Below are 26,406 nucleotides of genomic sequence, written 5' to 3'. Positions count from 1 at the left end.
GGTGCGTCTTAAAGCGTTAGTTTTTTATTGATGTCTTCAACAAACTTTTTAAATTGTTTGTCTGTAGAAACTAAATTATCGACTGTTTTGCAAGCATGAAGAACAGTTGCGTGATCGCGGTCTCCAATTTGTGAACCAATATTTGCCAAAGAAGCTTTTGTGAATTTTTTAGCAAAGAACATCGCTAGTTGCCTTGCTTGTACAACGTGCCTCTTTCGAGTTTTAGACTGAAGTGTTTCAATATCTAATTGGAAATAATCTGAAACGATTTTTTGAATATAATCGATTGAGATTTCTCTCTTTACGTTTTTAACAAATTTCTCTACAACACTTTTAGCCAGTTCAATCGTAACTTCTTTTTTATTGAAAGAAGATTGAGCGATTAACGAAATAATTGCCCCTTCCAATTCTCTAACATTTGATTTAATGTTTCGAGCAACATATTCTAAAATATCTTCAGGCATCTCAACACCATCACGATATAAAATGTTTTTTAAGATCGAGATACGAGTTTCGTAATCAGGCTGATGCAACTCTGCAGATAATCCCCATTTAAAACGAGACAATAATCTTTGTTCGATATCCTGCATATCAACAGGAGCTTTATCTGAAGTTAAGATTACTTGTTTTCCGTTTTGATGTAAATAGTTGAAAATATGGAAGAATACATCTTGTGTTCCTGATTTTCCAGATAAGAACTGAACGTCATCAATAATTAAAACATCGATTAATTGGTAAAAGTGAATAAAATCATTACGATTATTCTTTTTTACAGAATCAATGTATTGCTGCGTAAAAATCTCAGCAGAAATATATAAAACGGTCTTTTCTGGATATTTATCTTTTACCTCTACACCTATAGCATGTGCTAAGTGTGTTTTTCCTAAACCAACTCCTCCAAAAATCAATAACGGATTAAATGAAGTTCCTCCAGGTTTGTTGGCAACAGCCATGCCTGCAGAACGAGCCAAACGGTTGGAATCTCCTTCTAAGAAATTATCAAAACTATAGTTCGGATTTAACTGAGACTCAATTTTTAAATTTCTAATTCCAGGAATTACAAACGGATTTTTTAGTTCAGGATTTAAGTTTTTAAACGGAGCATCAACCTCTTGCGGTTTCATTGGCACTCTGTTGGCACTTGGCAGCTGCTCGGTAAACGGCTGTTTATTGCCATAAGTGTTCTCCATTTTAATTTTATAGAGTAACTTTGCGTTTTTTCCCAGTTCTTTGGTAAGCGCAACTTTCAATAATTTTACGTAATGCTCTTCGAGCCATTCGTAGAAAAATTTACTTGGAACCTGAATGTATAATGCGTTATCGGTTAGCTCAACTGATTTGATTGGTTCAAACCAAGTTTTATATGCTTGGTCTTGAATATTATCCTTTATAAAGGACAAACAGTTTTCCCATACCGATTGAGCAGTTTTAGTCATAGATTCAGATAAATTTTTATTATTGTTATAAAGATTCTCCTAATAAAAGAGGAGCAATTTTATTCCGTATTTCGGGATAACAAATATGTGAACAAATTTCTGTAAAAAAAAATATTTTGGTATCTAATTTTATAAAAAAAAGTTGTAATGCGGCTTTTTAAATTCGAATTTTTTTAATATTTTATAAATGAAAAATCATCAGACTCAAGTACGAGTTCGTTACTCAGAAACTGACCAAATGGGAGTCGTTTATCACGGCAATTATATTCCTTATTTTGAAATTGGACGCGTGGAATGGCTTAGAAATAAAGGGGTTTCGTATAAAAGCATGGAAGAAAGTGGTATTGGTCTTCCAATTGTCAACATGAACATCAATTACAAAAAATCGGCGAGATACGACGAACTTTTGACAATTCACACGACTTTCAAAAGTCACTCTTTTGTAAAGATCGAATTTGACTGCGCAATTTACAATGAGGCTAATGAGTTATTAACAACTGCGACATTTATTTTAGTATTTGTAGCGTTAAAAACGGGTCGACCAACAGCTCCTCCAGAATACATTTTAGACATATTCAAAGCACTTGATGAAAAGTGTTAAAATAGCCTTTGTTTTGGTGTTAAATTATATAATTTTAATATCAATTTCGAACATTAAATCAAAAATGCTGAATACTGTTTCGGCATTTTTTTTTCGTGTTTTTGTCACAATTTTGCCAATTGGCAGTCCAGAAATTTCATCCATTTCCATTTCCTGAGAAGTGATTTCTAATTTCTTTTCTTTGATCACTCGCATTACTTTATTCATGTTTTTGTAATCAAAAGAAATTAAAAATTCAACATCAATTGTCTTTTCAACGATTTCACAAACTTCCAAAGTCTGTTGTGCAGTTGTTCGATAGGCAGAAATCAATCCGCCAACGCCTAATTTTACTCCGCCAAAAATACGAACGACTACAACTAAAACGTTCGTTAATCCAAAAGATTGTATTTGTCCGTAAATTGGAGCTCCGGCTGTATTGCTTGGTTCTCCATCGTCGTTGGCACGATACGAGATTTTATTTCCAACACCAATTTGGTAAGCGTAGCAATAGTGTACTGCGTGTGGATGTTGCTTTTTAAGTTCCTCGATAATTGGTTTTACTTCGTCTTCATGATCTATCGGAAAAGCATAGCCAAAGAATTTACTGCCTTTTTCTTTAAACAGTATTTCTTCAGATGCAGATGCAATAGTTTGATAAGTATCGTTAATTTCCAAAAGCAGTATTCTAAATTATATTCTTTTTATAAAGGTCAATCACATCTTCTTTTCCAACCTGAAGATTCCAAATTTTAATTCCTAAAGCTGCGGCACTGTCTGTATTTTCTGTTTTATCATCAACAAACAAAGTGTTTTCTGCAACTAGATTATTTTGGTCTAATACAAATTGATAGATTTTCGGATCTGGTTTTCTCATTCCTATATCAAATGAAAAATATACTTTTTCGAAACAAGCATAAAAATCTTTGTAAAAAGAAATTCCGCTTTTTTCTTCAAATGTATTAATGTGAATAGAGTCGGTATTGCTCAACAAAAACAAGCGGTATTTTTTTGATAGTTCCTGAAGAAACTCTAGACGATAAAAAGGGAAGTCTGCTAAAACTGCATTCCAAGCTCTCAAAATATCATCTTTAGAAGCATTTGGTAATTGTTTTTGAAAACCTCCAATAAAATCTTCTGGTGAAATAGCTCCCACTTCAAAAGAAAGATTTAATTGATCCAATTCATTATTCCATTCTTTCATTCCTAATTTTTGCAAACCAGAAATTGTGGCAGGTTTATCTAAATTGATGAAAATATCTCCAAAGTCAAAAATTATCGCATTAATCATGATTTCTAATTTGTATTAGTTCGTCACTTAATATGTTAGTCTTTGTGGTGGTTTTTCTGGTAATAATTGGAGCTCTCGTTCCATTTAGAAAACTCGTTTTTCCAACAAAAATTCGAGCTTCATCCCAAAGATTTTCATCAATAAAAGATTGGAGTGTTTGTCTTCCTCCTTCAATTATTATAGATTGAATTTGATTTTGATATAAAACATCCAAAATTTGAGGGATACTATTTTTATCAAAGTCAATTGCTTCAAATTGAGTGTTTTCTTTTGATGGTTTCGAATCTTTAGAAAAAATAAAAGTTTTTACAGAGTTATCAAAAATAAAACTGTTTTCATCAATTCTATTATTTTGATCAATAACAACTCGAACGGGATTATTGCCGCTCCAATCTCGAGCATTTAATTTCGGATTGTCATCAACAACAGTCTGTGTTCCAACCAAAATTGCCTGTTCTTCAGTTCGCCATTTGTGAACCAATTGTCTTGAATATTGGTTCGTAATCCAAATTGGCTGGCGCGCCTGGTCGATTTCTTTTTCTGGAGCTAAAAATCCGTCTTGACTTTCGGCCCATTTTAAAATAATATATGGTCTCTTTTTTTGATGGAAAGTAAAAAAGCGTTTATTCAGTTCGTTGCATTCCTCTTCTAAAACTCCAACAGTAACATTCGCTCCGGCTTCAATTAATTTTAAAATTCCCCTTCCCGCTACTTTTTCGTTAGGATCAACTGTGCCGACCACAACATTCGGAATTTCATTTGCAATAATCAAATCACAGCAAGGAGGAGTTTTCCCAAAATGACTGCAAGGTTCCAAGCTTACATAAATTGTAGCTTTTTTTAACAACGATTTGTCTTTTACAGATTTAACTGCATTTACCTCGGCATGGGGTTCACCTGCTTTTTTATGCCAACCTTCGCCAATAATTGTATCTTCGTAAACAATCACACTACCAACCATAGGATTCGGATACGTTGTCCCAAGTCCATTTTGTGCCAGTTCGATGCAGCGTTGTATGTATTTTTCATGTATATTCACAGTGCAAAAGTAGTTAATTTTAAGATTATCACTAACTCGAAAAGATTAAGTTGTGAAACAATCCCGATAGTTATAATGGTATCAAAAAAGTATATTTATCTTTGTGTTTATAATAATTTAGAATAAAAAAATGGTAAATTGGTTTATAAGGACAATTAAAAAAGAAGACAATCAAGCTGTTGCAAGTTTGATAAGATCTGTTTTTGATGAAATGGAAATTCCAAAAGTAGGGACAGCATATGAAGATCCTTATTTGGATTTGATGTTTGAGGAATATAGTAAAACGAAATCGGCCTATTTTGTTGTTGAAAATGATGGAGAAATTGTAGGCTGTGCTGGAATTGCTCCTTTAGAAAATGGAGATCCTGAAATTTGTGAATTGCAGAAAATGTATTTCCTTCCAAAAACAAGAGGATTGGGGATTGGAACCCAAATGATGGATAAATGTTTGGAACAAGCAAGAGCTTTTGGTTTTAAAAAATGTTATATCGAAACCATGCCATTTATGCATGCAGCGCAAAAGCTTTATAAAAAATCCGGTTTTGAGTATTTAGATGCTCCAATGGGATGTACTGGGCATAATTCTTGTCCGGTATGGATGCTGAAAGTATTGTGATTTTAATGTAACAAATTTGAAGTAGCAAGACTTATTGAAAGATAAAATATCAGTTTTGGACTGATGTAAATGCCCAAAAAATAAAAATGAAAATTAAACAATATCGTACTCAGTTTATTAAAGAATTATCTCCTTTTTACGATGCGTACGAAGCAGAGAGTTTTTTTTATTTAATTTTAGAAGATAAGCACCAACTTCGCCAGATTGATTTAGCTTTAAATCATGAGTTGGTATTTGATGAGAATGATTTTGTGATATGGGATGAATTGCTGAAACAGCTTAAAAAAGAAGTTCCAATCCAATATTTGCTTGGGAAAACAAACTTTTACGGTTTGGATTTTGAAGTAAATGAAAATGTTTTGATTCCGAGGCCAGAAACAGAAGAATTGGTCGAGTGGATTATCAATGAAAATACTAGTAGAGATAAAAATAAAAAATTAAGAATTCTCGATATTGGAACAGGAACTGGCTGTATTGCGATTTCGTTAGCCAGTAATCTTCCACATGCAGAAGTTGTTGCCATTGACGTTTCTAAAAAAGCAATTGAAACGGCCAAAAGAAACGCTGTAAGAAATAATGTCGAAGTGACTTTTGTGTTATTGGATATTTTAAAAGAAGAAGAATTAAGATGCCAGTTTGATATTATTGTTTCTAATCCGCCGTATGTACGAAATTTAGAAAAAGCAGAAATCAAAAAAAATGTTTTGGACTACGAACCGCATTTAGCTCTTTTTGTTGAAGATCACGATGCTTTAATTTTTTATAGAAAAATTGCCTTACTGGCAAAAAAAGCCCTTCTAGAAAAAGGAAAATTATATTTCGAAATCAATCAATATCTTGGAAAAGAAATGACCGATTTATTAGAAAGTATGGATTTTAAAAGTGTAGAGCTTCGAAAAGATATTTATGATAATGACAGAATGATTTCTGGTAAGGTTTTGAAAGGCTAGTAATTTAATAATTCGTTTAAAATCTTATGGAAGACCATAATCACCCCAAAGATGAGTTTATTGTAATTGATGGTTATTTTTCAGGAAATGGAATTAAATCTGTTAAAGATATTGTAGAAAAGCGTTTTGAAAATCGATTAAAAACAGATTTCTATAATGATTTTATAAATTGGTCTAAAGCTGAAAATGAAATTCTGTTAGGAACGTTTAGAGCCTCTGCCGCTTGGCCTTTACTTACGGATTTAGGATGTATTTTTGATTTTCGTAACCCAGAAAAATTTGTTTATCAGGAATTTAAACTTGTACATTCTTTAGTGAATGGGTGGATTCCAGCAGAAAGCACTTCGATAGGAAATAATCATATTATAGCTGTAAAGTTTGAAAGGCAGATCCCTAAAATGCTGCATGAACTTTATGAAGAAAATGAATATCATCCCAAAGCACCAAGTGGTTGTCTTCAATTAGGAATATGTCGTAAAAAAGATTTTCCCATTATTCTAGAAAATATTAGAAAGAATCGTTTAAAAAGTAAAAGTGATTATTAACTGAAAACTGACACTAAAAACTATTCGTAACGCAACGCTTCAATAGGATCTAATTTTGATGCTTTAATAGCAGGATACAAACCAGAAACTATTGCCACGCAGAAACTAGTTGCAAAAGCGGCAAAAATAGCCATCCACGGAATCACAAAAGAAAAACTCATAGCTGTGGCTATCCCGAAACCAAGAAGAATTCCAAGAAAGATTCCAACTAAACCACCAATTTGTCCGATTAATAAAGTTTCGATAAAAAACTGAAAAGCAACTGTTGATCTTTTTGCCCCTAACGCTTTACGAACACCAATTTCGCGTGTACGTTCTGTTACCGAAACAATCATAATATTCATTAAAGCAATAGATGATCCTAAAATGGTAATTACAGAAATAGTCCACGCTGCTAATCCTAGATATTGAGTTATGCTTAGAATACGATTAATCAAATCATCGCTTCGAACTATTCCAAAATTATTGTCACGAACCGGACTTAATTTACGAACTCTTCGCATTGTACTTGTAGCATTGTCTATGGCTTCGTCTAAAACTTCTTTTTTAGAAACCATTACACTAATGGTATAATTGATATTTGGTGCAGTAAATAAAGATCTTGCAACTTGAATTGGAATTAGAACTCTTAAATCCTGGCTGTTGCCAAACGTAGAACCTTTCTCTTTTAGGACACCAATTACTTTAAATCTTGCGCCTCGAATAGAAATAGTTTTATCAATTGGATTAATATCTTTCAAAAGTCCTTTTTCAAAATCAGAACCAACAATACAAGAGTAAGTATTGTTTTCAATATCAAATTGGTTAAAACTTCTTCCTAAACTAGTTTCTAGTCCAGAATTGGTAATAAAATGTTCGTCTACGCCTACAATTGTAATTTCTGGATCTGTTTTTTCGCTCAAGTATTTTACTTCGGCAGTTGTAGTTGCGGTAAAAGATAGAGAGGTTTCTGTAAATGGGTATTTGTATTTGCTTTTGAAAGCCACAGCTTCTGGATAGGAAATAATCGGATTGATGACTTCGCGTTCGTTTCCGCCACGGTTTCGAACTTTATTTTCATATTGATTGATGTTAAAAGTATTGGCTCCCATAGAAGCAAAATCGCTGGAAATTGTGTTTTCTAAAGCAGAAACTACAGTCAAGATTCCAACCAAAGCGGTAATACCGATGGCAATAATTAAAACAGTAAGAATAGTTCGCAGCAGTTGTGTTTTGATAGAACCAAATGCAATTCGGATATTTTCTTTAAATAATTTTAGCATCATGACCAATTTGTCACGAAAATACGGTTTTTGTTACAAGTTTGTTTTCGAAGTGTTATTATTTATTTTAAAAAGTAAGATATTTGCAGACGATTTGAGATTTTGAATAAAATCCAAATCAATAAGAAATTAATGTTAAAGATTTTTGAAGATAAAGATTGGAAAATAATCTAAAATCAGAAATCTAAAATCTAAAATAGAAAAGATGGCTTCGAAACCAAGTATACCAAAAGGGACAAGAGATTTTTCACCAGCAGAGGTGTCAAAACGTCAATATATTATTCAGACTATAAAAGCTAATTTCGAGAAATTTGGTTTTCAACCAATCGAAACGCCTTCGTTTGAAAATTCAGATACCTTAATGGGGAAATATGGAGAAGAAGGAGACCGTCTTATTTTTAAAATATTAAACTCAGGTAACTTTTTCTACAATAAAAGTAAAATTGAATTGCCAGAATCGATCGAAGAATTGCAATTAAATTCTGCTGAAAAAATTACTTTAGAACAAAGAATTGAGCTAAATAAATTTACAGGAAAAATTTCTGAGAAAGCGTTACGTTACGATTTGACAGTTCCGTTTGCAAGATACGTGGTACAGCACCAAAGTGAAATTGAATTTCCTTTTAAGAGATACCAAATCCAGCCAGTTTGGAGAGCAGATAATCCGCAAAAAGGGCGTTTTAGAGAATTCTTTCAATGTGATGCCGATGTTGTAGGTTCGAAGTCGCTTTGGCAGGAAGTTGAATTAGTTCAATTGTATGATACTGTTTTTACTTCTTTAGGTTTAGAAGGCGTTACAATTAAAATCAATAACCGAAAAATTTTATCTGGAATTGCTGAGGTAATTGGTGCTTCAGATAAATTAATCGATTTTACGGTTGCTCTTGATAAATTGGATAAAATTGGAGAAGATGGCGTAAAGAAAGAAATGATTGAAAAAGGAATTTCTGAGGAGGCTTTGGTAAAAGTACAGCCACTTTTTAGTTTCTCTGGAACTTTTGCAGACAAAATTGCACAGCTTTCAGAATTATTGTCATCTTCTGAAGAAGGTATGAAAGGTGTTGAAGAACTTAAATTTATATGTGACAATGTTGCTGAATTAGGACTTTCTACTGCGATTTTAGATTTAGATGTGACTTTAGCTCGTGGTTTAAATTATTATACAGGAGCTATTTTTGAAGTTGCAGCTCCAAAAACTGTTGCTATGGGTTCTATCGGAGGTGGCGGAAGATACGACGATTTGACGGGTATTTTTGGTTTAAAAAATATGAGTGGTGTCGGAATCTCTTTTGGATTGGATAGAATTTATTTGGTTTTAGAAGAATTACAATTATTCCCTGAAACTGTTGCGGCTACTTCAAAAGCACTGTTTTTGAATTTTGGAGACAAAGAAGCGCTTTACGCTTCACAGGCAATTCAGAAATTGAGAAAAGAAAATATAAAAGTAGAATTGTATCCTGATAGTGTAAAAGTTGGAAAACAATTTCAATATGCAGACAAACGTTTAATTCCGTTTGCAGTATTAGTTGGAGATCAAGAAATTACTTCAAATTCTTATACGCTTAAAAATTTAGTGACAGGAGAGCAGGTTTCTGTTGATTTCGAAGGATTAAAAAATGCTTTACAGGCATAATAAAATTTTGTTTCACGCAGATTTTTCAGATTAGAGCAGATTTATTTTATTTTTTTGTTTAAAAAATCTGTACAAATCTCCCTAAATCTTTTTTAAAATCTGCGTGAAATAATTTTTCTTTCTAAGAAGCAAATAAAATTCGAAGAATTAAAAAAAACTTTATCAAGTTAACTATCTGGAACAAAAGTTTTTGCTTTAGATTCCGCAGATTCAAAGGGTTTTCTTTTAAAATCTCTGCCTGAAATAGTTGCCAGAGAAGAAAAAAAACTTTTAATTTGCCAACCTTAAAGTTACGGGCGTAGTTCAAGGGTAGAATAGCGGTCTCCAAAACCGTTGATGGGGGTTCGAATCCCTCCGCCCGTGCTAAAATAGTAAATGACAACTTTGTCATGTAAAGCTTAAACATAAAAAAAAGCTTCGTCTCTATAGGCGAAGCTTTTTTTAATATAAGGTAAACTTGAATTAATAATTATTTAGAGGCCGAAGCCAACCCTTAAATTCAATTTTTGGTGGTAATAATTTATGTTTATTGGTCTCAAAGATAACATAAACTAAAACGTAATAGTCTTAAAATTATAATAAATTTTTTCTGCGCAAATACGTTTTTTAAATGTCTCATAATTAATAAAGTGACAATTTGACATTTTATAAGATTTGGCAGTACTTTTGCAATCCAACAGAAAGAAATAAAAATGAAGTTTAAGAATATTTTTAAAAATAAAAGTAATATGACTACGGAAAATACAGAATTCGATCAGGAATTAGACGATGTAACGTTAGAGAACAATGCCAACGGAGAACAGTTAATTGTTGAAGAATTAAGTGTTGAGGAGCAATTAGCTAAAGACTTGGCTCACGAAAAAGATAAGTTTTTAAGATTATTTGCTGAATTTGAAAATTACAAAAAAAGAACTTCAAAAGAGCGTCTTGATTTATTTAAAACAGCAAATCAAGAGGTTTTATTGGCTATGCTTCCGGTTTTAGATGATTTTGACAGAGCGGCAGTAGAGATCAACAAGTCTGAGGATGAGAATTTGAAAAAAGGTGTTGAGTTGATTCACGAAAAACTGAAAAACACTTTAGTTTCTAAAGGTTTAGAGCAAGTTGAAATTCAAGCAGGAGATGCTTTCAATGCTGATATTGCTGAGGCAATTACCCAAATTCCAGCTCCGTCTGATAAATTAAAAGGGAAAATTGTTGATGTTATTGAAAAAGGATACAAATTAGGAGACAAAATTATTCGTTACCCTAAAGTTGTAGTTGGAAACTAAAAAGCAAATAAAAATTCTGACTCCAATTTTGGATTTTGGAATTTTAGAATTTGGAATTTAAACCTAATTATGAAAAAAGATTTTTACGAAATACTAGGCATTTCAAAAAATGCTGATGCTGCCGAAATTAAAAAAGCGTATAGAAAAAGCGCGCTTAAATACCATCCTGATAAAAATCCAGGCGACAAAGAGGCAGAAGAAAACTTCAAATTGGCGGCAGAAGCTTATGAAGTTTTAAGTGATCCACAGAAAAAAGCGAAATACGATCAATATGGTCATCAAGCATTTGATGGTTCTGGCGGATTTGGCGGTGGCCACGGCGGTATGAATATGGATGACATTTTCAGCCAGTTTGGTGATATTTTTGGTGGCGGATTTGGCGGTTTCGGAGGCGGAGGCGGAGGTCCTCGTCGTGCGAAAGGAAGCAATCTTCGAATTAAAGTGAAGTTAACTTTAGAAGAAATTGCAAATGGAGTGGAGAAAAAAGTAAAAGTAAAACGTAAAGTTCAGGCAAAAGGCGTAACGTATAAAACTTGTACGACTTGTAATGGTCAAGGACAAGTAATGCGTGTAACCAATACCATTTTAGGAAGAATGCAATCTGCATCTACTTGTCCTACTTGTGGTGGTTCTGGTCAGATTTTAGATAAAAAACCTTCTGAGGCAGATGCTCAAGGAATGGTTCAAGAAGACGAAACAGTATCAATCAAAATTCCTGCTGGAGTTGTTGACGGTATGCAGTTAAAAGTTGCTAACAAAGGTAACGATGCTCCAGGAAACAGTATTCCAGGAGATTTAATTGTAGCGATTGAAGAAGTTGAGCACGAATTCTTGAAGCGTGAAGGAGAAAACATCCATTTCGATTTATATATCAGTTTTCCTGAAGCAGTTTTGGGAGCTTCTAAAGATATTGAAGCAATCAACGGAAAAGTTCGTATTAAATTGGAAGAAGGAATTCAGTCTGGAAAAATCTTAAGATTGAAAGGAAAAGGAATTCCAAGTTTAAATGGTTACGGAAGCGGAGATTTATTGGTTCACGTAAACGTTTGGACTCCAAAAACATTAAATAAAGAGCAAAAACAATTCTTTGAAAATGCTTTAGCAGACGAACATTTTGTTCCAAGTCCAGAGAAATCAGAGAAATCGTTTTTTGAAAAAGTAAAAGATATGTTCTCATAATCTTAACTTCTTTTAAAGTTATAAAAAATTAAAAACCCATTCTAGCATAAATTAGAATGGGTTTTTTGCGTAATATGCCACAATTTCGCTTCGAATTATTTACTTTTACAGTCGCTGAACCGTAACAGGCAAAGTGACGCAGTAAATCCTTAAAAATAGCATGAGTAACTTACTTGAAGTACATAAAGTCGTAAAAAAATACGGCGATTATGTAGCACTTAACGAAGTTTCATTAAATGTGCCAAAAGGCAGTATATATGGACTTTTAGGTCCCAATGGAGCCGGAAAAACTTCCCTTATCAGAATCATAAACCAAATTACATTGCCAGATAGTGGCGAAGTAATTTTGGATGGAGAAAGATTGCAACCCAAACATGTGCAAACTATCGGGTATCTTCCAGAAGAAAGAGGTTTGTATAGTTCGATGAAAGTGGGAGAGCAATGTTTGTATCTGGCTCAAATGAAAGGCCTTTCTAAGGCTGAAGCCAAAAAACAATTGGATTATTGGTTTGACCGATTAGGAATTCAAGGCTGGTGGAACAAGAAAATTCAGGAACTTTCTAAAGGAATGGCACAGAAAATTCAGTTTGTGGTTTGTGTTTTGCATAAACCAAAATTGCTAATTTTAGATGAGCCCTTCTCCGGATTTGATCCTGTAAATGCGAATGTTATTAAAGATGAAATTCTGGCATTGAAAGAACAAGGTTCTACTATTATTTTTTCGACGCACAGAATGGAAAGTGTAGAAGAGCTTTGTGAAAACATTGCTTTAATTCACAAATCCAATAAATTGATCGAAGGGAAAGTGGCTGATGTGAAACGTCAGTTTAGAACCAATAGTTTTGAAGTGGGAATTTTGACAAATAATGTTGAAGGTTTGATGTACGATATCACTCAAAAGTTCACGGTTTCGCCTGCGAGTTTTAAATCTTTAAATGATGATTTGAAATTAAATATTCAGATTGGAAATGCAAGTCCAAACGAATTATTGAATATTTTAACACAACGTGGACAAGTAACACATTTCGTAGAAAAAATTCCGAGCATAAACGATATTTTTATCCAAACGGTAACGGAAAACAAAAAATTAAATTCCAATAATTAAATTCCAAAATCCAAGTTTGAAACTGCGAGAGTTGGAATTTGGGGTTTTAGATTTGAAAATTAAAAATATTTATGAGCATCATCTCGTTGATTATAAAAAGAGAATTTATTGCCAAAGTCCGCAATAAATCTTTTGTTGTCATGACATTTTTGAGTCCGCTTTTATTTGTGGCAATTGCTGTTTTTATTGGCTATTTAAGCTCGATGAAAGCAGAAACAAAAAGAATTGCAATTCATGACGAAACTGGACTTTTTGCATCTGATTTTTTAAAAGAAAATAAAAAAGGAGCCGAATTCAAATATTTAAATTTATCTGAAATTGATGTAAAGGCTTTAAAAGATAGCATTACAAAAGAAAATTTCAACGGATTAATCGTTATTCCGAAAACAAAAAACATTAAAGATTTAGAACGTAAAATTGAATTTATTTCTAATAATAGTCCGAGCATTTCTTTTATTGAAAATACTCAAGATATCATTGGAAGTAAAATTACAAAACTAAATCTGGAAGAAGCAAAACTAGACACTTTGGCCATTCAGAAAGCACAGTCAGATGTAAATATTCATTTGGTTAAAGCTTCTGGAGAAGAAAGTCTGAAAGGTTTAAATGAAATTAAAATCGGAATCGGAGGCGCATTTGGTTATTTGATTATGATGTTTATTATCATTTATGGAAACATGGTAATGCGAAGCGTAATCGAAGAAAAAACAAACAGAATTATCGAAATCATTATTTCATCTGTAAAGCCATTTCAGTTGATGATTGGTAAAATTGTCGGAACGTCATTGGCTGGAATTTTGCAATTTATGATTTGGGCCATAATTGGATTAGGATTAATGTTTGCAGCTTCGGCATTTTTCGGCGTGAATGTTGGTCCGACAGCAAGAATTTCACCGGAATTAATGCAAAGTGCGCAGCACGAACTTGCTGGATCGGCGCAAATGTATATTGCTGAATTATGGAATTTGCCAATTGCAAGCATCATAATCGGATTTGTGATTTATTTTATTGGAGGGTATTTTTTATATAGCTCATTTTACGCGGCAATTGGAGCAGCAGTTGACAATCAAACCGATTCTCAGCAATTTTTGCTGCCAATTTTAATGCCTCTGATTTTGAGTGTTTATATCGGTTTTTTTACAGTTGTAAACGATCCGCACGGAAGTGTTGCAGTTATCTTTTCAATGATTCCGTTAACTTCGCCAATTGTAATGCTAATGCGTATTCCGTTTGGCGTGCCGTGGTGGCAAATCGCAATTTCGGTATCATTATTGTTTGCTACATTTTTCCTTGTGGTATGGTTCGCAGCCAAAATCTACCGTGTAGGTATTTTAATGTACGGCAAAAAACCGACTTGGAAGGAATTGTATAAGTGGCTAAAATATTAATTTTAAAGATGCTAAGATACTAAGGTTCTAAGATGCTATTTTTTAGCTTCTAAAAAAAAACTCAGAACCTTAGTATCTTAGCGTCTTAGAACCTTAGAAAAGAATGAGTAAAATACTAATTGTAGAAGACGAAGCAGCGATCAGAAGAGTTCTGGTAAAAATATTATCAGAAGAAAATGATGCGTATCAGGTTGATGAAGCTGAAGATGGTGTTGCGGGACTTGAAAAAATAAAAAACAACGATTATGATTTGGTTTTGTGCGATATCAAAATGCCAAAAATGGACGGTGTTGAGGTTTTGGAAGAAGTAAAAAAGATCAAACCAGAAATTCCGATGGTGATGATTTCGGGTCACGGTGATATGGAAACTGCGATTCAGACCATGCGTTTGGGAGCTTTTGATTATATCTCAAAACCGCCAGATTTGAACCGTTTATTGAATACGGTTCGTAATGCTTTGGATAAAAAACAATTAGTAGTTGAAAATAAAATTCTAAAGAAAAAAGTTAGCAAAAACTACGAAATGATTGGTGACAGCGAATCGATTAATCATATCAAAGTGATGATTGATAAGGTGGCGCAAACAGAAGCAAGAGTTTTGATTACTGGACCAAACGGAACAGGAAAAGAATTAGTAGCGCATCAATTACATGAAAAAAGCGAGCGTTCTAGTTTTCCGTTAATTGAAGTTAACTGTGCTGCAATTCCGAGCGAATTGATCGAAAGCGAATTGTTCGGACACGTAAAAGGTGCTTTTACATCGGCAGTGAAAGATCGTGCCGGAAAGTTTGAAGCAGCAGACAAAGGAACTATTTTCTTAGATGAAATTGGAGATATGAGCCTTTCGGCGCAAGCCAAAGTTTTGCGTGCTTTGCAAGAAAGTATGATTACGAGAGTTGGTGCTGATAAAGATATTAAAGTTGATGTTCGTGTTGTTGCAGCAACAAATAAAGATCTGAAAACAGAAATTGCAGAAGGCCGTTTCCGTGAAGATTTATACCATCGTTTGGCTGTGATTTTAATTAAAGTTCCGCCATTGAATGAAAGACGTGATGATATTCCGGCTTTGATTTCGCATTTTGCAGAAAAAATAGCTTTAGAGCAAGGAAATGCGGTTAAGTCGTTTTCGGCGCAAGCCATAAAATTATTGCAAGAATACGATTGGACAGGAAATATTCGTGAACTTCGAAATGTAGTTGAAAGATTGATTATTTTGGGAGGAAACGAAATCTCAGAATCAGATGTGAAAATGTTCGCAAGCAAATAATGATTTGGAATCTAAATTCTAAAATCATAAATCTAAAATTTAGAAATGAAACTAAAAAAAATAAACGAGAAATTACAAGACGGATTAGTTGAAAATGGTTTAACGGAAGCGAATGCTTTGCAGTTAGAAACTTTTTCAACCATAAAAAGCGGTGCTGATTGTGTAATTATTTCTCCAAAAGGAAGTGGGAAAACAACAACGATTGTTTTAAATGTGATTCAGCAATTGGCTGGTAAAACTGAAGAATCGCCACGTGCTTTAATCATTGTGGAAGACAAAGCAAAGGTTTTGGAAATGGTTGAGCTTTTTGAGAAATATGGGAAATACACCAATTTGGAAATTTATGGTGTAAACGAAAAAGGCGACATGGATTATGATAAAAACTACGTTTCTACAGGAATTGATGTTTTAATTGGTACGCCAACTAAATTAAATGACATGTTTAGTACAGCGGGTTACAATGTAAATCGTTTAAAAATGTTTATTTTGGATGATGCAGATCCGATTTTGAAATTACGCCATGATCCAAAAATCACACGTATTTCAAATAGTATTGCCAAAGTGCAGCGAATTATCTTTTCTGAAACTCTGACAGAGCGTATTGAAATTTTGGCAGATAAAATCATGGTTGAGCCTTATTTGTTTGATATGGATGAAGACGGAGAAGAGCTTGATGAAGACGAAGACGATATTGAAGAAGAATAATTTACAATAAAGTTTTCAGTCCCGGTTTTCAGTCTCAGTAACTGGAAAGCGGGATTTTTTGATTTTTAAATTAATAGAATAAAAAATAAAAAGTTATGGGATTAATGAAAGTATTTTCTGGAAGTGAAGTATTAGCAATTGCTTTGCAGGAAAGATTAGAAGAAGCTGGGGTAGAAACAGTAAAAAAAGACAATATTCAATCTGCACGTTTAGGAGGTTTTGGTCAGACAGATTTGGCGATTGAAGTATTTATACAAGAAACAGATTTTGCAAAAGCAAATCCGGTTATAGAAGAGTTTAGAATGAGTCTTTAAAAGTTTTCAGTTTTCAGTTGCGGTTTTCAGTGGTTACTGAGACTGCGACTGAAAACTGCGACTGAAAACTAAAAAAATGCAATACAAAATGTTAGTGCTCGACATGGATGACACCTTGTTGACAGACGATCACAGAATATCAGATTTAAATAAAAAAGTAATACTAGAAGCACAAGCAAAAGGCGTGTATGTTGTTTTGGCTTCTGGAAGACCAACTACCGCAATGACAGCTTATGCAAAGGAGTTGGAATTAGATAAAAACGATTCGTATATGATTTCGTTTAACGGCGCAATAATCAGCCGTGTAAAAGATGATTTAGTTTTGTTTGAACAGAAGTTGACTGTAGAACAAATTCATGCGTTATACGATTATAGTGTAAAAAAGAATGCGCACATCATTACGTATTTAGACGACCAAATCATTAGCGAAACAGATTCTGAATATATTGAGGTAGAAAAAGAAATCACGGGAATGGCACATCATAAAGTTTCAAGCTTTAAAGATTATGTAGACAGACCAGCGGTTAAATGTATTTTGTTGCAAGATCCAGCTTATTTAAAAACCTTGGAAAAAGATTTAATGGAGGCTATGCCACATTTAAGTGTTTCGATGTCTAAACCATTTTTCTTAGAAGCGGCACAACAAGGCATTGATAAAGCTGCGAGTTTGAAACTTTTGGCAGAAAAGCTGGGTATTCATCAAAGTGAGATTATCGCCGTTGGAAACGCAGGAAATGACTTGACAATGATAGAATATGCAGGTTTAGGAGTTTGGGTAGATAATGTGAATCCTGAATTGCGTGATAGAGCAGATTTAATCGTGGCTTCAAATAATGATGATGGTGTTGCTGAAGTGGTACAAAAATATATTTTAAATTAAATAAAAGATGAAAAATCCAATTGAAACAGAGCGTTTGCTTTTACGAGAATTAGAACTTTCTGATGCGGAAGGAATGTTTGAATTGGATTCTAATCCGAATGTGCATTTATTTGTGGGCAATAGACCTGTAAAACATATTGACGAAAGCATTGAATATATCAAATTTGTTCATAAACAATACAAAGATCTTGGTACAGGAAGATGGGCTGTTGTTCTTAAAGAAACTAACGAATTTATTGGTTGGTCTGGAATCAAATTTATTACAGACGAAATAAATAATCATAAAAATTTTTATGAGTTAGGATATCGTTTTATCGAAAAGCATTGGGGAAAAGGTTATGCAACCGAAGCAGGAAGAGCTTTTATTGATCATGCTTTTAATGAAATGAAAGTAGAAGTACTTTATGCTTACGCAGATGCAGGAAACGAGAACTCAAGAAAAATTCTGGAGAAATTAGGCTTCCATTTTGTAAATTCTTTTGAATACGATGAAGAATTAGAAGTTTGGTACGAACTTAAGAATCCAAACAGAATTTAAATAAAAAACGAATTCCAAATCTTTACATACTTAAAAGTCAGTAAAGATTTGGAATTAATTAAGAAGTAATATTTGAAAATATTATTTTTTAGCTACAGAAACAAAATATTTATTTCCGTCACCCATAGTTAATTTTACACGCTCGTCGCAAAGATCGATTGCAAAATTGGCACTTTCGTAACAGCTGCAAGTCGTATTTTTGTCTTTAGACATTTCTGTCTTACAGTTGTTGTTTTTAAAGCTTGCTAATTGTGGAGTGTATAAACTAACTAAATCAGTAGAAGCGGTTACTAAAGAAATGATACTTGCAGAATTGTTGTTTGTAATTCTGTATACAATTCTATCTGTATAATTTACTTCGTTAACTGTTACTTTACGAATGTAGGTATAAGCTGTAGATCCTTCACCAGGTTCTTTAACTTCAAACTTAAACCCAACTGCACGAATAGCAACATCAAATTGCTGTTGTGAGTTAAAGCTTGCCCAAGTCGTCAATGTGCTAATAGTAGGAAATGGATTTGCATTTGCGGCTGGAGCATTAGTTTGCGCTTGCGAACTAAATACGGTTAAGAACATCAAGCAGATTGTGGGTAAAAATGCTTTCATAAAGCGTGGTATTTGTATTTTAATTTTGCCTACTCTCTTTGGTTTTCGGCTTTCCCATTTCATTTTGTAACACAAAACAACAACATAACGAGTAAAATTCAAAATTGTTATGCCCGAATTATTATTAAATTAATTAAAGCTTATCAAAATTCTTTAATCTAAACTAATTTTGAATTACATTCATAACAATGGTAAATGTAAGAAATTTAGAATTTAAAACCGAGAAAAACGTATTTAATCGATAAAATTTGCATTTAATCGATTATTTTGTCATTTAATTCTTATCAGAGCATTAAAATTTCAAGAATATCAGGCTCAGATTTTTTTTTAATAAAAATAGAAAAAATTAGCTTTCGAATGTTTCTAAATTAACATTAGTGTCAAATTATTGATTCGAAGTAGATTAATTGCTTTCTTTTGATGAATATTGTTTGTAAATTTGCAGCCTTAAATTTTTTGACAACGATTTCATTAATTTAAGCAGATTATGGAAAACAGAAAAAAAGTTGCCTTTTATACGCTGGGTTGTAAACTGAATTTTTCAGAGACTTCTACAATTGCCAGAAATTTTAATGACGAAGGTTTTGACCGCGTCGATTTTGAAGAAATAGCAGATATTTATGTCATTAATACTTGCTCTGTAACAGAAAATGCAGATAAGCAGTTTAAGCAGGTAGTTAGAAAAGCAATGAAGCTGAATGAAAAAGCTTTTGTTGCTGCTGTTGGATGTTATGCACAATTAAAACCAGAAGAATTAGCAGCGGTTGATGGTGTTGATTTGGTCTTGGGCGCAACAGAAAAATTCAAAATCACAGACTATATCCATGATTTGAGCAAAAACGATATGGGCGAAGTTCACTCATGCGAAATTGCTGAAGCCGATTTCTACGTAGGAAGTTATTCTATTGGAGACCGTACCAGAGCATTCTTAAAAGTTCAAGACGGTTGCGATTATAAATGTACCTATTGCACAATTCCGTTGGCAAGAGGAATTTCTAGAAGTGATGCTTTAGAAAATGTACTAAAAAATGCCAAAGAAATTTCGGCTCAAAATATCCGTGAAATTGTTTTAACGGGTGTAAATATTGGTGATTACGGAAAAGGGGAGTTCGGAAACAAAAAACACGAACATACTTTTCTAGATTTAGTTCAGGCTTTAGATAAAGTAGAAGGAATTGAGCGTTTAAGAATTTCGTCTATCGAACCGAATTTATTGAAAAACGAAACGATCGAATTTGTTTCTAAAAGCAGAACTTTTGTACCGCATTTTCATATTCCGCTGCAATCAGGAAGCAATGATATTTTGAAATTGATGAAACGCCGTTATTTACGTGAAGTTTATATTGACCGTGTCAATAAAATTCGCGAAGTAATGCCACACGCTTGTATTGGTGTCGATGTGATTGTTGGTTTTCCTGGAGAAACAGATGAGCACTTTTTAGAAACGTATCATTTCTTAAATGAATTGGATATTTCGTATTTGCACGTATTTACGTATTCAGAAAGAGATAATACCGAAGCTGTTGATATGGAAGGCGTAGTTCCTTCAAATGTTAGAGCAAAACGCAGTAAAATGCTACGCGGTTTGTCAGTTAAAAAACGTCGTGCTTTTTATGAAAGCCAGTTAGGAACAAACAGAACAGTTCTTTTTGAAAGCGAAAATAAAGAAGGATACATTCATGGGTTTACTGAAAACTACGTAAAAGTAAAAACACCTTGGAATCCAAAATTAGTAAATACTTTGCAAGAAATCAATCTAACAAAAATAGACGAAGACGGAAGTGTACGTTTGGAGTTTTTGAATAAATTGGCGGAAGCTTAAAAAATATACTCAAAGTATTTGTCATTCCGAGGAACGAGGAATCACACTCGAAACTCTACAAAGATTGACGATTATAGCATACGGAATTACTAGTGTGATTCCTCGTTCCTCGGAATGACAAAAAAAAAGCCTCTTATTAGAGGCTTTTCTGTTTTTATAAATTATTCATTTTCCTGAACAACCAATTTCAAAGAATTAATATAATCGGTATCAAATTCTATAACTCGAATTTTTTCGGGATTAAAACTTAATTCTCCTCCAAACTGACCTTGCGTATCTAAAAAATCGATAGTCAATTCTTCCTCATTTAATTCGATTAATTTTCCTAGATAAGCAGATTTAGATGATTTTTTTGCAATCTGAAAAATACCATATTTCTCAGAAATAAATTTAATAATCGAAGTCAAATCTTTAATTGGGATAATATCATCCGAATTAATTTTTAATCCTTTCATCCGAATTACTTTTTCTGTGAAAGCCAAATCGTGATCTCGGTTTACGGCTTCAATGTTTTTATTTCTCAAAATAACAAAACCATCCAAAATAAAATCTACAGGATTATTTCGAAGCAAAATCCATTCATCAGAATAATCAATAAGAAATCCGGAGAAAATCTGTTTTTTATCCTGAAATTCTATTTCGACCAATTGTCTTAAATATTGTTCCATCATGTTTTTTTAAAATTCCAATAATTTAGTTCCAAATTCCAATATTTAAATTCCAAACTCCAATTACTTTGAGATTGGAATTTGGAATTTCAAAAATTTAGAATTTATTCTTTATGGGTTAGTAGACCAGATGCTGCTATTTTTAATAAACACTCTTCTGTTCAGTTTTAATTGAGCAATGATTAAATCTGCCATGTCTTCAGACTGCATTACTTTTTCTGGGTTTCCATCAGTTAAGTTTAAGTCTTTTGCCATATCAGTTGCAACGGTACTTGGTGTTAAGGCCGTAACACGAATATTGTGTTTTCTCATTTCCTGCATCAAAGAATCAGTTAAGCCTAAAACAGCAAATTTAGAAGCACTATAAGCACTTGTCAAAGCGTTTCCGTTTAATCCAGCAGTCGAAGAAATATTGATAATGTCTCCAGTTTGTCTTTCGATCATATTTGGAATAATCGCACGAGTAGTGTAATACGTTCCCATTAAATTGACCTGAATAATTCTTTCCCAAGCTTCTGGCTCTAATTCTAAGAATTTTCCAAAAGAAGCAATTCCAGCGCTATTGATTAAAATATCGATACTTTTAAATTCTGCAATAGCTTTTTCAACAGCAGAATTGATAGAGCTGATGTCAGAAACATCGGCAGACAAAGCCAAAGTTTTTACGCCCAATTTAGCAGTTTCTTCTGCCAGCTGATCAATATCGCTTTTTGTTCTCGAAACTAAAATTAGGTTTACGCCTTCTTTGGCCAAAGCAATTGCCACAGCTTTTCCAATTCCTTTTCCTGCGCCTGTAATAAAGGCATTTTTATTTTTTAAGTCGGTCATGATTGTATTTTTAGAAATGCAAAAAGCATCATTTTAAGTCTTACAAAAATAAGGTTTTGAAAACTAAAATGATGCTTTAAAAGATATTCTTAATCTAAGTTTAACAACTTTCTGTTATTCTTTCAGAACCATGTCTATACACATTACGGCTCCTAAAATTAACTGTCTCAACGGACTATCGGCTGCTACTGTCTCTTCAATTTGAAGTACATAATTATCGGCACTTGTAAAAAACTCTTTTCCTAATCCAGCCCATTTTTTATTTACTTGCGCTAATTGTTTGCCTTCATGAGAGAATTTAAAATCCCAACCGGTCCATTTTCCTTGAAGCGTTGCAACTGGTTTTTCGTTTTTATCTAGGATATCAAACTTTCCTCCAATAGAAAAGAATTTTTGTTTGAAAGTTCCAACCAAACGATCTTTTTCGTCCAAAACTTCAACAGTAGATCTAAAGATGGCAACACCTCTTCTTACTGTTATTAATTTTTCTCCAGAAGCAGTTGTAATTTCAACATTAAACGGAGTTGCTCTTTTATAATCTGTAAAACGAAATACTTTGGTGAAAAAACCAAGATTGTTTTCTCGGCAGTTCATTATAATTTGATTGGTTTCTGGATGATAAATATCGTAATTGTTTGCGGCTTTGAACATTCCAACATGTTCTTTTACTAAAAATAGATTTTGGCTTAAAATAGGATTCATACGTGTGTAAAATAAGTTTTAAAAATAAAGCCACAAATGTAATATAATTTTTATTAATTGTGCAGTTTCGAAGTTTCAACTAAACGAATAAATTCTGCTTTGTAACCTTCGCCGTCGTTTGAATTTCCTTGTTTGGCCAGTTTTATAATTTCTTTCGAAGATTTGTCAGCGATTAATTTTGAATCTCTCAATTTCAAACCAAACCAAGCTACGGCAGAACTAAATTTCATATCATCACTTGCTTTCTCTAAAATTACCGATTTGTTTTCGATTACCTGAACCATTTCGATGCTTTTATCGCCGTCAGGCTTTTTGTAACGGAATTTTATTGTAGCCAATTCATTGCTGTAATTAGTAGAACTGTTTTCGGTTTTAGTATATTTTAAAGGATCTGGCTGTTCTGCTAAATAATCGCTTTTTACTCCAGCTGGAATAATTTCATACAAAGCTGTAACCGTATGATTGCTGCCCAATTCTCCTGCATCAATGGCGTCATTTTTAAAATCTTCTGGACGCAATTTTCTGTTTTCATAACCAATCAATCTATACGCCTGAACTTGTTTTGGATTAAATTCAATCTGGATTTTTACATCTTTCGCGATAGCAAACATCGAACCTTTGAATTCTTTTCCTAAAAAACGATTGGCTTCTTGAATGTTATCGATGTACGCATAATTTCCGTTTCCTTTATCAGCCAAGATTTCCATTTTGCTGTCCTTGTAATTTCCCATTCCGTAACCTAAACAAGTTAAGAAAACACCTGTTTTTCTTTTTTCTTCAATTAGTTTTTCCATATCAGAATTAGAAGAACTTCCAACGTTAAAATCTCCATCGGTAGCCAAGATTACTCTGTTGTTTCCGCTTTTAATGAAATTTTCAGTTGCAATCTTATAGGCTAATTCAATTCCTGCTCCGCCGGCCGTACTTCCTCCAGCTTGCAAATTATCCAATGCATTAATAATTGTTTTTTTCTCATCTCCAGAAGTTGGCGGTAAAACCATTCCTGCAGCACCCGCGTAAACCACAATTGCCACTTTATCTTTTGGTCTTAATTCGTTAACCAAAATTTTTAATGATTGTTTTAGCAAAGGCAATTTGTTCATGTCTTCCATAGATCCAGAAACATCAATCAAGAAAACAAGATTTGAAGCGGGTAAATCTTCAGTTGGAATGTTTTTTCCTTGTAAACCAATTTTCAAGATTTTGTTATTGGAGTTCCAAGGCGAATCGCTCACTTCGGTATTGATCGAAAATGGATGTTCGTTTTTGGGCTGTGGGTAAGTATATTTAAAAAAATTAACCATTTCTTCTACACGAACGGCATCTTTTGGTACTTGCTGTCCGTTGTTTAAAAATCGTCTAATATTCGTATAAGAAGCATTATCGACATCTATAGAAAAAGTAGAAAGTGGCGCTGTTTTCGGACTTTCAAAAGCATTTTCTACAAAAGAATTATAATCTTCTTGAGTTGGTTCAGTTGGAATTGGCATAATGTTTAATTTTTTGTCCAATTCTTTTTCTGAAAGGTTTTTGTAGATTTCATTTTTGGTTGAAATTATTACAACACCATTTGAAGCTTTGCTTCCATAAATCGAAGTTGCCGCTTGGTCTTTTAAAACCGAAACATTATCAATATCATTCGGATTAATTTTTGCCATTTGATTGGCTTTTGCAGGAACTCCATCAATAATGTACATCGGTTCGTTTATGGGTGAAATTGATGCAGTACCGTGAATCGCAATAGTTGGCGATGGAATAGCTGAATATCCCATAGAATTTTGAACTTGAATTCCGGCAACTTTTCCTTTAAGTGCCTGCTTAGCGTCTTTTTTCTCTCTCTTTCTTTCGGCACGAGCATAACTTCGGTCTTCATATTCAGAATTGGCAGTTCCATAACCAACAACTACGACTTCTTGTAATTCAGCATGACTACTTTTTAGTCTAACATTGATAATATTTGACGATTGTACATAAAAGGTTTGAGTATCCATACCGATATAACTAAAAACAAGAGCATCTCCCTTTTGTGCCTGAATAGAATATTTTCCATCAAAATCGGTTTGAGCATACTTTTTAGTTCCTTTAATAGTTATTTGAACCCCCGGAAGAGCTATGCTAGATTCATCTGTAACTGTTCCTGTAATGGTTCTTTCTTGTGCCATGGTTACGAAACATATAAGCATAGCAATGGCTGATGAAATAAGTTTTAGACTTTTCATGATAATAAGTTTTAGGATTAATGTTTTGATTTTGCTTTGTCAAAGCTGCAGACTTTGACAAAGCATAAGATTATTTTTTCGGAGCTGGTTTTCCGTTTTTAGTAGTGATAATAAGAACTCCCTTTTTTCCTCGTTCGCCATATTTAGAAGTAGCTTCAAGGTCTTGTAAAATAGTTATAGTTTTAATTTCCTGTTTGTCTAAAGGCGCATAAGGACTTGTTGGGTTTTTGCCAAATAAATCTTCTTCAGAGTAATAGATGCCGTCGATAATGTATAGAGGATCGTCTAGAACTACTAGAGACTCAACATTTTCAGGCTGTAAATTAGACATTTCTGCTTGCATCATTTTATCTCTTTTAGCATCGTCACTGTGTGCCATCGCATTTCCGTTAAGAATTACCAGAGGAGCATTTTTCTTAGCTTTTTGAGCGGGTGCGGCTGCGTAAGCAACTTTAGCAGATTGTCTGTTTTTTGTGTCTAGATAACTTCTTTCTTCAAAAGCATCTTTTTTTGAAGAACTAGCATCTTCTTCTTCAAAACTTTCACTTATTGCGACTTTTGCAGGAATAGTAGCTTCTGCTTCAATTTTTGGTGTTGCAACAGCTTGAATTGGTTCTGCTTTAGGAATTATTGTTTCTTGAATTGCAACTCGCTCTTTATTTTTAGTTTGATTTTCTAAAATTTTAACCGCTTCTTCATTAGAAACTATTTCTGAATCTGAGGTTGGAGTTGCCACTTTTTTATCTAAAATTGGTTTTTCCGATTGTTTGGTTTCTTTTGCATCAAAAACGACTTTTGGTGTTTCTGTTACAGTTTCTTTATCTGAATGTAAAAATTGATATCCTAAAGAAATAAGTAAAAGAAGAGAAGCCGCAATTGCAATTTTCTTCCATAAAGCGATTGTTTTTTTATCTTCTTTTTTGTCCAGTTTTTCTTCAACACGCGACCAGACTTTTTCCATTCCTGGAAAGTCTTGAAACTCGGCTTTTTGCGAAGCTTCTTTTATTTTATCGAATAATTTATCTTGATTGTCCATGACTATTTTGCTTTTTGATAATAAAGTTTATTAACCAGTTCTTTCAGTTTGGTCTTAGCGGCATTCAATTGTGATTTTGAGGTGCCTTCAGAAATCTTTAGCATTTCGGCTATTTCTTTATGAGAGAAACCTTCAATAACAAAAAGGTTAAAAACAGTTTTACAGCCGTCAGGAATGTGGTTTAATAAATTAAGTAGATCTTCTTCTTCCAACGTATTCAGTTCATCGACAGAAGGCTGAGAAATCAGCTTTATGTCGTCTAAATACATATTGAAGTTGGTTGCTTTTCTAATAGTCGCCAAACAATGATTTACAGTTATTCGTCTAGCCCAAGCTTCAAAAGCATACGCTTCTTTTAATTGATCCAGTTTGGTGAAAATAGTAAAGAAAGAATCGGCTAATGCTTCTTCAATTTCTTCTTCCTTTTTTAAATATCTTTTGCATAGGCGGTACAACTTAGGCGCCATGTATTCGTACACCTCACGCTGGGCGTCGCGATGCATTTTTTTACAGTTTGCTATTTGAG

Annotated in this window: 27 protein-coding genes and 1 tRNA gene; 16 read left to right on the top strand and 12 right to left on the bottom strand. The window is 33.4% G+C overall.

Features of this window, described 5'->3' with window-relative positions:
- Positions 1-8 precede the first annotated feature (8 nt).
- Entirely contained in the window at positions 9-1,436 is a 1,428-nt protein-coding gene (gene dnaA, locus SOM12_RS03410; protein ID WP_095931847.1) for a chromosomal replication initiator protein DnaA, read from the bottom strand.
- Positions 1,437-1,623: 187 nt separating this feature from the next.
- Here dnaA and SOM12_RS03405 point away from each other — a divergent pair, with 187 nt between their 5' ends.
- Complete coding sequence (locus SOM12_RS03405; protein WP_095931846.1) at positions 1,624-2,037, top strand: acyl-CoA thioesterase; 414 nt, start codon at positions 1,624-1,626, stop codon at positions 2,035-2,037.
- 24 nt (positions 2,038-2,061) lie between these two features.
- Here the strand turns inward: SOM12_RS03405 and SOM12_RS03400 are convergent, their stop codons facing one another.
- From SOM12_RS03400 to ribD, 3 genes are read right to left on the bottom strand one after another with little or no spacing between them, the layout of a single operon-like run.
- Positions 2,062-2,694 carry an IMPACT family protein gene (locus SOM12_RS03400; RefSeq protein ID WP_095931845.1) on the bottom strand — a complete coding sequence of 211 codons (633 nt, stop codon included), beginning with the start codon at positions 2,692-2,694 and terminating at the stop codon, positions 2,062-2,064.
- Positions 2,695-2,704: 10 nt separating this feature from the next.
- Positions 2,705-3,307 (bottom strand): HAD family hydrolase, encoded by a 603-nt coding sequence (locus SOM12_RS03395; RefSeq protein ID WP_095931844.1) that lies wholly within the window; start codon positions 3,305-3,307, stop codon positions 2,705-2,707.
- Positions 3,300-4,346 carry a bifunctional diaminohydroxyphosphoribosylaminopyrimidine deaminase/5-amino-6-(5-phosphoribosylamino)uracil reductase RibD gene (gene ribD, locus SOM12_RS03390; RefSeq protein ID WP_320492388.1) on the bottom strand — a complete coding sequence of 349 codons (1,047 nt, stop codon included), beginning with the start codon at positions 4,344-4,346 and terminating at the stop codon, positions 3,300-3,302. The genes SOM12_RS03395 and ribD overlap by 8 nt, the downstream gene beginning before the upstream one ends.
- 130 nt (positions 4,347-4,476) lie before the next feature.
- Here ribD and SOM12_RS03385 point away from each other — a divergent pair, with 130 nt between their 5' ends.
- From SOM12_RS03385 to SOM12_RS03375, 3 genes are all read left to right on the top strand, one after another.
- Positions 4,477-4,962 carry a GNAT family N-acetyltransferase gene (locus SOM12_RS03385; RefSeq protein WP_320492387.1) on the top strand — a complete coding sequence of 162 codons (486 nt, stop codon included), beginning with the start codon at positions 4,477-4,479 and terminating at the stop codon, positions 4,960-4,962.
- Positions 4,963-5,048: 86 nt separating this feature from the next.
- Positions 5,049-5,912, top strand: coding sequence for a peptide chain release factor N(5)-glutamine methyltransferase (gene prmC, locus SOM12_RS03380; RefSeq protein ID WP_095931841.1), 864 nt, complete (start codon positions 5,049-5,051; stop codon positions 5,910-5,912).
- A 26-nt stretch (positions 5,913-5,938) separates the two neighbouring features.
- On the top strand, positions 5,939-6,457 hold the full coding sequence (locus SOM12_RS03375; RefSeq protein WP_095931840.1) for a hypothetical protein: 519 nt from the start codon (positions 5,939-5,941) through the stop codon (positions 6,455-6,457).
- Positions 6,458-6,477: 20 nt separating this feature from the next.
- On the opposite strand, the gene SOM12_RS03370 is transcribed toward SOM12_RS03375, so the two are convergent.
- Positions 6,478-7,722, bottom strand: coding sequence for an ABC transporter permease (locus SOM12_RS03370; RefSeq protein WP_172426966.1), 1,245 nt, complete (start codon positions 7,720-7,722; stop codon positions 6,478-6,480).
- 202 nt (positions 7,723-7,924) lie between these two features.
- On the opposite strand from SOM12_RS03370, the gene hisS reads away from it, so the two are divergent.
- The 11 genes from hisS to SOM12_RS03315 all read left to right on the top strand — a co-directional run bounded on the left by hisS (position 7,925) and on the right by SOM12_RS03315 (position 17,999).
- On the top strand, positions 7,925-9,352 hold the full coding sequence (gene hisS, locus SOM12_RS03365; protein WP_320492386.1) for a histidine--tRNA ligase: 1,428 nt from the start codon (positions 7,925-7,927) through the stop codon (positions 9,350-9,352).
- Positions 9,353-9,644: 292 nt separating this feature from the next.
- Positions 9,645-9,715: transfer RNA gene (locus tag SOM12_RS03360), tRNA-Trp, on the top strand.
- A gap of 329 nt (positions 9,716-10,044) precedes the next feature.
- A complete protein-coding gene (locus SOM12_RS03355) occupies positions 10,045-10,623 on the top strand; it encodes a nucleotide exchange factor GrpE (RefSeq protein ID WP_320492385.1) in 579 nt (192 codons plus the stop codon).
- Positions 10,624-10,692: 69 nt separating this feature from the next.
- On the top strand, positions 10,693-11,802 hold the full coding sequence (gene dnaJ / locus SOM12_RS03350; RefSeq protein WP_095931836.1) for a molecular chaperone DnaJ: 1,110 nt from the start codon (positions 10,693-10,695) through the stop codon (positions 11,800-11,802).
- A 160-nt stretch (positions 11,803-11,962) separates the two neighbouring features.
- A complete protein-coding gene (locus SOM12_RS03345) occupies positions 11,963-12,907 on the top strand; it encodes an ABC transporter ATP-binding protein (RefSeq protein ID WP_250837147.1) in 945 nt (314 codons plus the stop codon).
- A 71-nt stretch (positions 12,908-12,978) separates the two neighbouring features.
- Positions 12,979-14,295, top strand: coding sequence for an ABC transporter permease (locus tag SOM12_RS03340; RefSeq protein ID WP_320492384.1), 1,317 nt, complete (start codon positions 12,979-12,981; stop codon positions 14,293-14,295).
- 103 nt (positions 14,296-14,398) lie between these two features.
- A complete protein-coding gene (locus SOM12_RS03335; RefSeq protein WP_095931833.1) occupies positions 14,399-15,562 on the top strand; it encodes a sigma-54-dependent transcriptional regulator in 1,164 nt (387 codons plus the stop codon).
- Positions 15,563-15,607: 45 nt separating this feature from the next.
- Positions 15,608-16,267 carry a DEAD/DEAH box helicase gene (locus tag SOM12_RS03330; RefSeq protein WP_320492383.1) on the top strand — a complete coding sequence of 220 codons (660 nt, stop codon included), beginning with the start codon at positions 15,608-15,610 and terminating at the stop codon, positions 16,265-16,267.
- A 95-nt stretch (positions 16,268-16,362) separates the two neighbouring features.
- The gene (locus tag SOM12_RS03325; protein ID WP_095931831.1) at positions 16,363-16,581 is read left to right on the top strand and encodes a putative signal transducing protein; all 219 of its coding nucleotides are present in this window, start codon (positions 16,363-16,365) and stop codon (positions 16,579-16,581) included.
- 76 nt (positions 16,582-16,657) lie between these two features.
- Positions 16,658-17,461 (top strand): Cof-type HAD-IIB family hydrolase, encoded by an 804-nt coding sequence (locus SOM12_RS03320; RefSeq protein ID WP_095931830.1) that lies wholly within the window; start codon positions 16,658-16,660, stop codon positions 17,459-17,461.
- A 7-nt stretch (positions 17,462-17,468) separates the two neighbouring features.
- Entirely contained in the window at positions 17,469-17,999 is a 531-nt protein-coding gene (locus tag SOM12_RS03315) for a GNAT family N-acetyltransferase (protein ID WP_320492382.1), read from the top strand.
- An 81-nt stretch (positions 18,000-18,080) separates the two neighbouring features.
- On the opposite strand, the gene SOM12_RS03310 is transcribed toward SOM12_RS03315, so the two are convergent.
- Positions 18,081-18,605 carry a hypothetical protein gene (locus SOM12_RS03310; RefSeq protein ID WP_095931853.1) on the bottom strand — a complete coding sequence of 175 codons (525 nt, stop codon included), beginning with the start codon at positions 18,603-18,605 and terminating at the stop codon, positions 18,081-18,083.
- A gap of 487 nt (positions 18,606-19,092) precedes the next feature.
- Here SOM12_RS03310 and mtaB point away from each other — a divergent pair, with 487 nt between their 5' ends.
- Entirely contained in the window at positions 19,093-20,427 is a 1,335-nt protein-coding gene (gene mtaB / locus SOM12_RS03305) for a tRNA (N(6)-L-threonylcarbamoyladenosine(37)-C(2))-methylthiotransferase MtaB (RefSeq protein WP_320492381.1), read from the top strand.
- Between the two features lie 161 nt (positions 20,428-20,588).
- Here mtaB and SOM12_RS03300 read toward each other — a convergent pair whose 3' ends face one another.
- The 6 genes from SOM12_RS03300 to SOM12_RS03275 all read right to left on the bottom strand — a co-directional run bounded on the left by SOM12_RS03300 (position 20,589) and on the right by SOM12_RS03275 (position 26,383).
- The gene (locus SOM12_RS03300; RefSeq protein ID WP_320492400.1) at positions 20,589-21,095 is read right to left on the bottom strand and encodes a hypothetical protein; all 507 of its coding nucleotides are present in this window, start codon (positions 21,093-21,095) and stop codon (positions 20,589-20,591) included.
- Between the two features lie 111 nt (positions 21,096-21,206).
- Positions 21,207-21,923 carry a 3-ketoacyl-ACP reductase gene (locus tag SOM12_RS03295; protein ID WP_095931102.1) on the bottom strand — a complete coding sequence of 239 codons (717 nt, stop codon included), beginning with the start codon at positions 21,921-21,923 and terminating at the stop codon, positions 21,207-21,209.
- Positions 21,924-22,037: 114 nt separating this feature from the next.
- Complete coding sequence (locus tag SOM12_RS03290; protein WP_095931101.1) at positions 22,038-22,625, bottom strand: phospholipid scramblase-related protein; 588 nt, start codon at positions 22,623-22,625, stop codon at positions 22,038-22,040.
- A 53-nt stretch (positions 22,626-22,678) separates the two neighbouring features.
- Positions 22,679-24,844 (bottom strand): vWA domain-containing protein, encoded by a 2,166-nt coding sequence (locus SOM12_RS03285; protein WP_320492380.1) that lies wholly within the window; start codon positions 24,842-24,844, stop codon positions 22,679-22,681.
- A gap of 70 nt (positions 24,845-24,914) precedes the next feature.
- Positions 24,915-25,880 carry a hypothetical protein gene (locus SOM12_RS03280; protein WP_320492379.1) on the bottom strand — a complete coding sequence of 322 codons (966 nt, stop codon included), beginning with the start codon at positions 25,878-25,880 and terminating at the stop codon, positions 24,915-24,917.
- A gap of 2 nt (positions 25,881-25,882) precedes the next feature.
- Positions 25,883-26,383, bottom strand: coding sequence for a sigma-70 family RNA polymerase sigma factor (locus SOM12_RS03275; RefSeq protein ID WP_320492378.1), 501 nt, complete (start codon positions 26,381-26,383; stop codon positions 25,883-25,885).
- Positions 26,384-26,406: the final 23 nt, after the last annotated feature.

This window comes from Flavobacterium sp. CFBP9031, from assembly GCF_034044945.1.
Taxonomy (GTDB): Bacteria; Bacteroidota; Bacteroidia; order Flavobacteriales; family Flavobacteriaceae; genus Flavobacterium.
This window is presented reverse-complemented; position numbering and strand designations above follow the sequence as displayed.

Coding starts and splice junctions, on each gene's coding strand:
- dnaJ (WP_095931836.1), top strand. CDS start 10,693: ATGAAAAAAGATTTTTACGAAATACTAGGCATTTCAAAAAATGCTGAT.
- prmC (WP_095931841.1), top strand. CDS start 5,049: ATGAAAATTAAACAATATCGTACTCAGTTTATTAAAGAATTATCTCCT.
- SOM12_RS03375 (WP_095931840.1), top strand. CDS start 5,939: ATGGAAGACCATAATCACCCCAAAGATGAGTTTATTGTAATTGATGGT.
- SOM12_RS03295 (WP_095931102.1), bottom strand. CDS start 21,923: ATGACCGACTTAAAAAATAAAAATGCCTTTATTACAGGCGCAGGAAAA.
- SOM12_RS03310 (WP_095931853.1), bottom strand. CDS start 18,605: ATGAAAGCATTTTTACCCACAATCTGCTTGATGTTCTTAACCGTATTT.
- SOM12_RS03275 (WP_320492378.1), bottom strand. CDS start 26,383: ATGCATCGCGACGCCCAGCGTGAGGTGTACGAATACATGGCGCCTAAG.
- SOM12_RS03330 (WP_320492383.1), top strand. CDS start 15,608: ATGAAACTAAAAAAAATAAACGAGAAATTACAAGACGGATTAGTTGAA.
- SOM12_RS03395 (WP_095931844.1), bottom strand. CDS start 3,307: ATGATTAATGCGATAATTTTTGACTTTGGAGATATTTTCATCAATTTA.
- dnaA (WP_095931847.1), bottom strand. CDS start 1,436: ATGACTAAAACTGCTCAATCGGTATGGGAAAACTGTTTGTCCTTTATA.
- SOM12_RS03385 (WP_320492387.1), top strand. CDS start 4,477: ATGGTAAATTGGTTTATAAGGACAATTAAAAAAGAAGACAATCAAGCT.
- SOM12_RS03320 (WP_095931830.1), top strand. CDS start 16,658: ATGCAATACAAAATGTTAGTGCTCGACATGGATGACACCTTGTTGACA.
- SOM12_RS03345 (WP_250837147.1), top strand. CDS start 11,963: ATGAGTAACTTACTTGAAGTACATAAAGTCGTAAAAAAATACGGCGAT.
- SOM12_RS03285 (WP_320492380.1), bottom strand. CDS start 24,844: ATGAAAAGTCTAAAACTTATTTCATCAGCCATTGCTATGCTTATATGT.
- hisS (WP_320492386.1), top strand. CDS start 7,925: ATGGCTTCGAAACCAAGTATACCAAAAGGGACAAGAGATTTTTCACCA.
- mtaB (WP_320492381.1), top strand. CDS start 19,093: ATGGAAAACAGAAAAAAAGTTGCCTTTTATACGCTGGGTTGTAAACTG.
- SOM12_RS03280 (WP_320492379.1), bottom strand. CDS start 25,880: ATGGACAATCAAGATAAATTATTCGATAAAATAAAAGAAGCTTCGCAA.
- SOM12_RS03335 (WP_095931833.1), top strand. CDS start 14,399: ATGAGTAAAATACTAATTGTAGAAGACGAAGCAGCGATCAGAAGAGTT.
- SOM12_RS03300 (WP_320492400.1), bottom strand. CDS start 21,095: ATGGAACAATATTTAAGACAATTGGTCGAAATAGAATTTCAGGATAAA.
- SOM12_RS03325 (WP_095931831.1), top strand. CDS start 16,363: ATGGGATTAATGAAAGTATTTTCTGGAAGTGAAGTATTAGCAATTGCT.
- SOM12_RS03315 (WP_320492382.1), top strand. CDS start 17,469: ATGAAAAATCCAATTGAAACAGAGCGTTTGCTTTTACGAGAATTAGAA.
- SOM12_RS03355 (WP_320492385.1), top strand. CDS start 10,045: ATGAAGTTTAAGAATATTTTTAAAAATAAAAGTAATATGACTACGGAA.
- SOM12_RS03370 (WP_172426966.1), bottom strand. CDS start 7,722: ATGATGCTAAAATTATTTAAAGAAAATATCCGAATTGCATTTGGTTCT.
- SOM12_RS03405 (WP_095931846.1), top strand. CDS start 1,624: ATGAAAAATCATCAGACTCAAGTACGAGTTCGTTACTCAGAAACTGAC.
- SOM12_RS03290 (WP_095931101.1), bottom strand. CDS start 22,625: ATGAATCCTATTTTAAGCCAAAATCTATTTTTAGTAAAAGAACATGTT.
- SOM12_RS03340 (WP_320492384.1), top strand. CDS start 12,979: ATGAGCATCATCTCGTTGATTATAAAAAGAGAATTTATTGCCAAAGTC.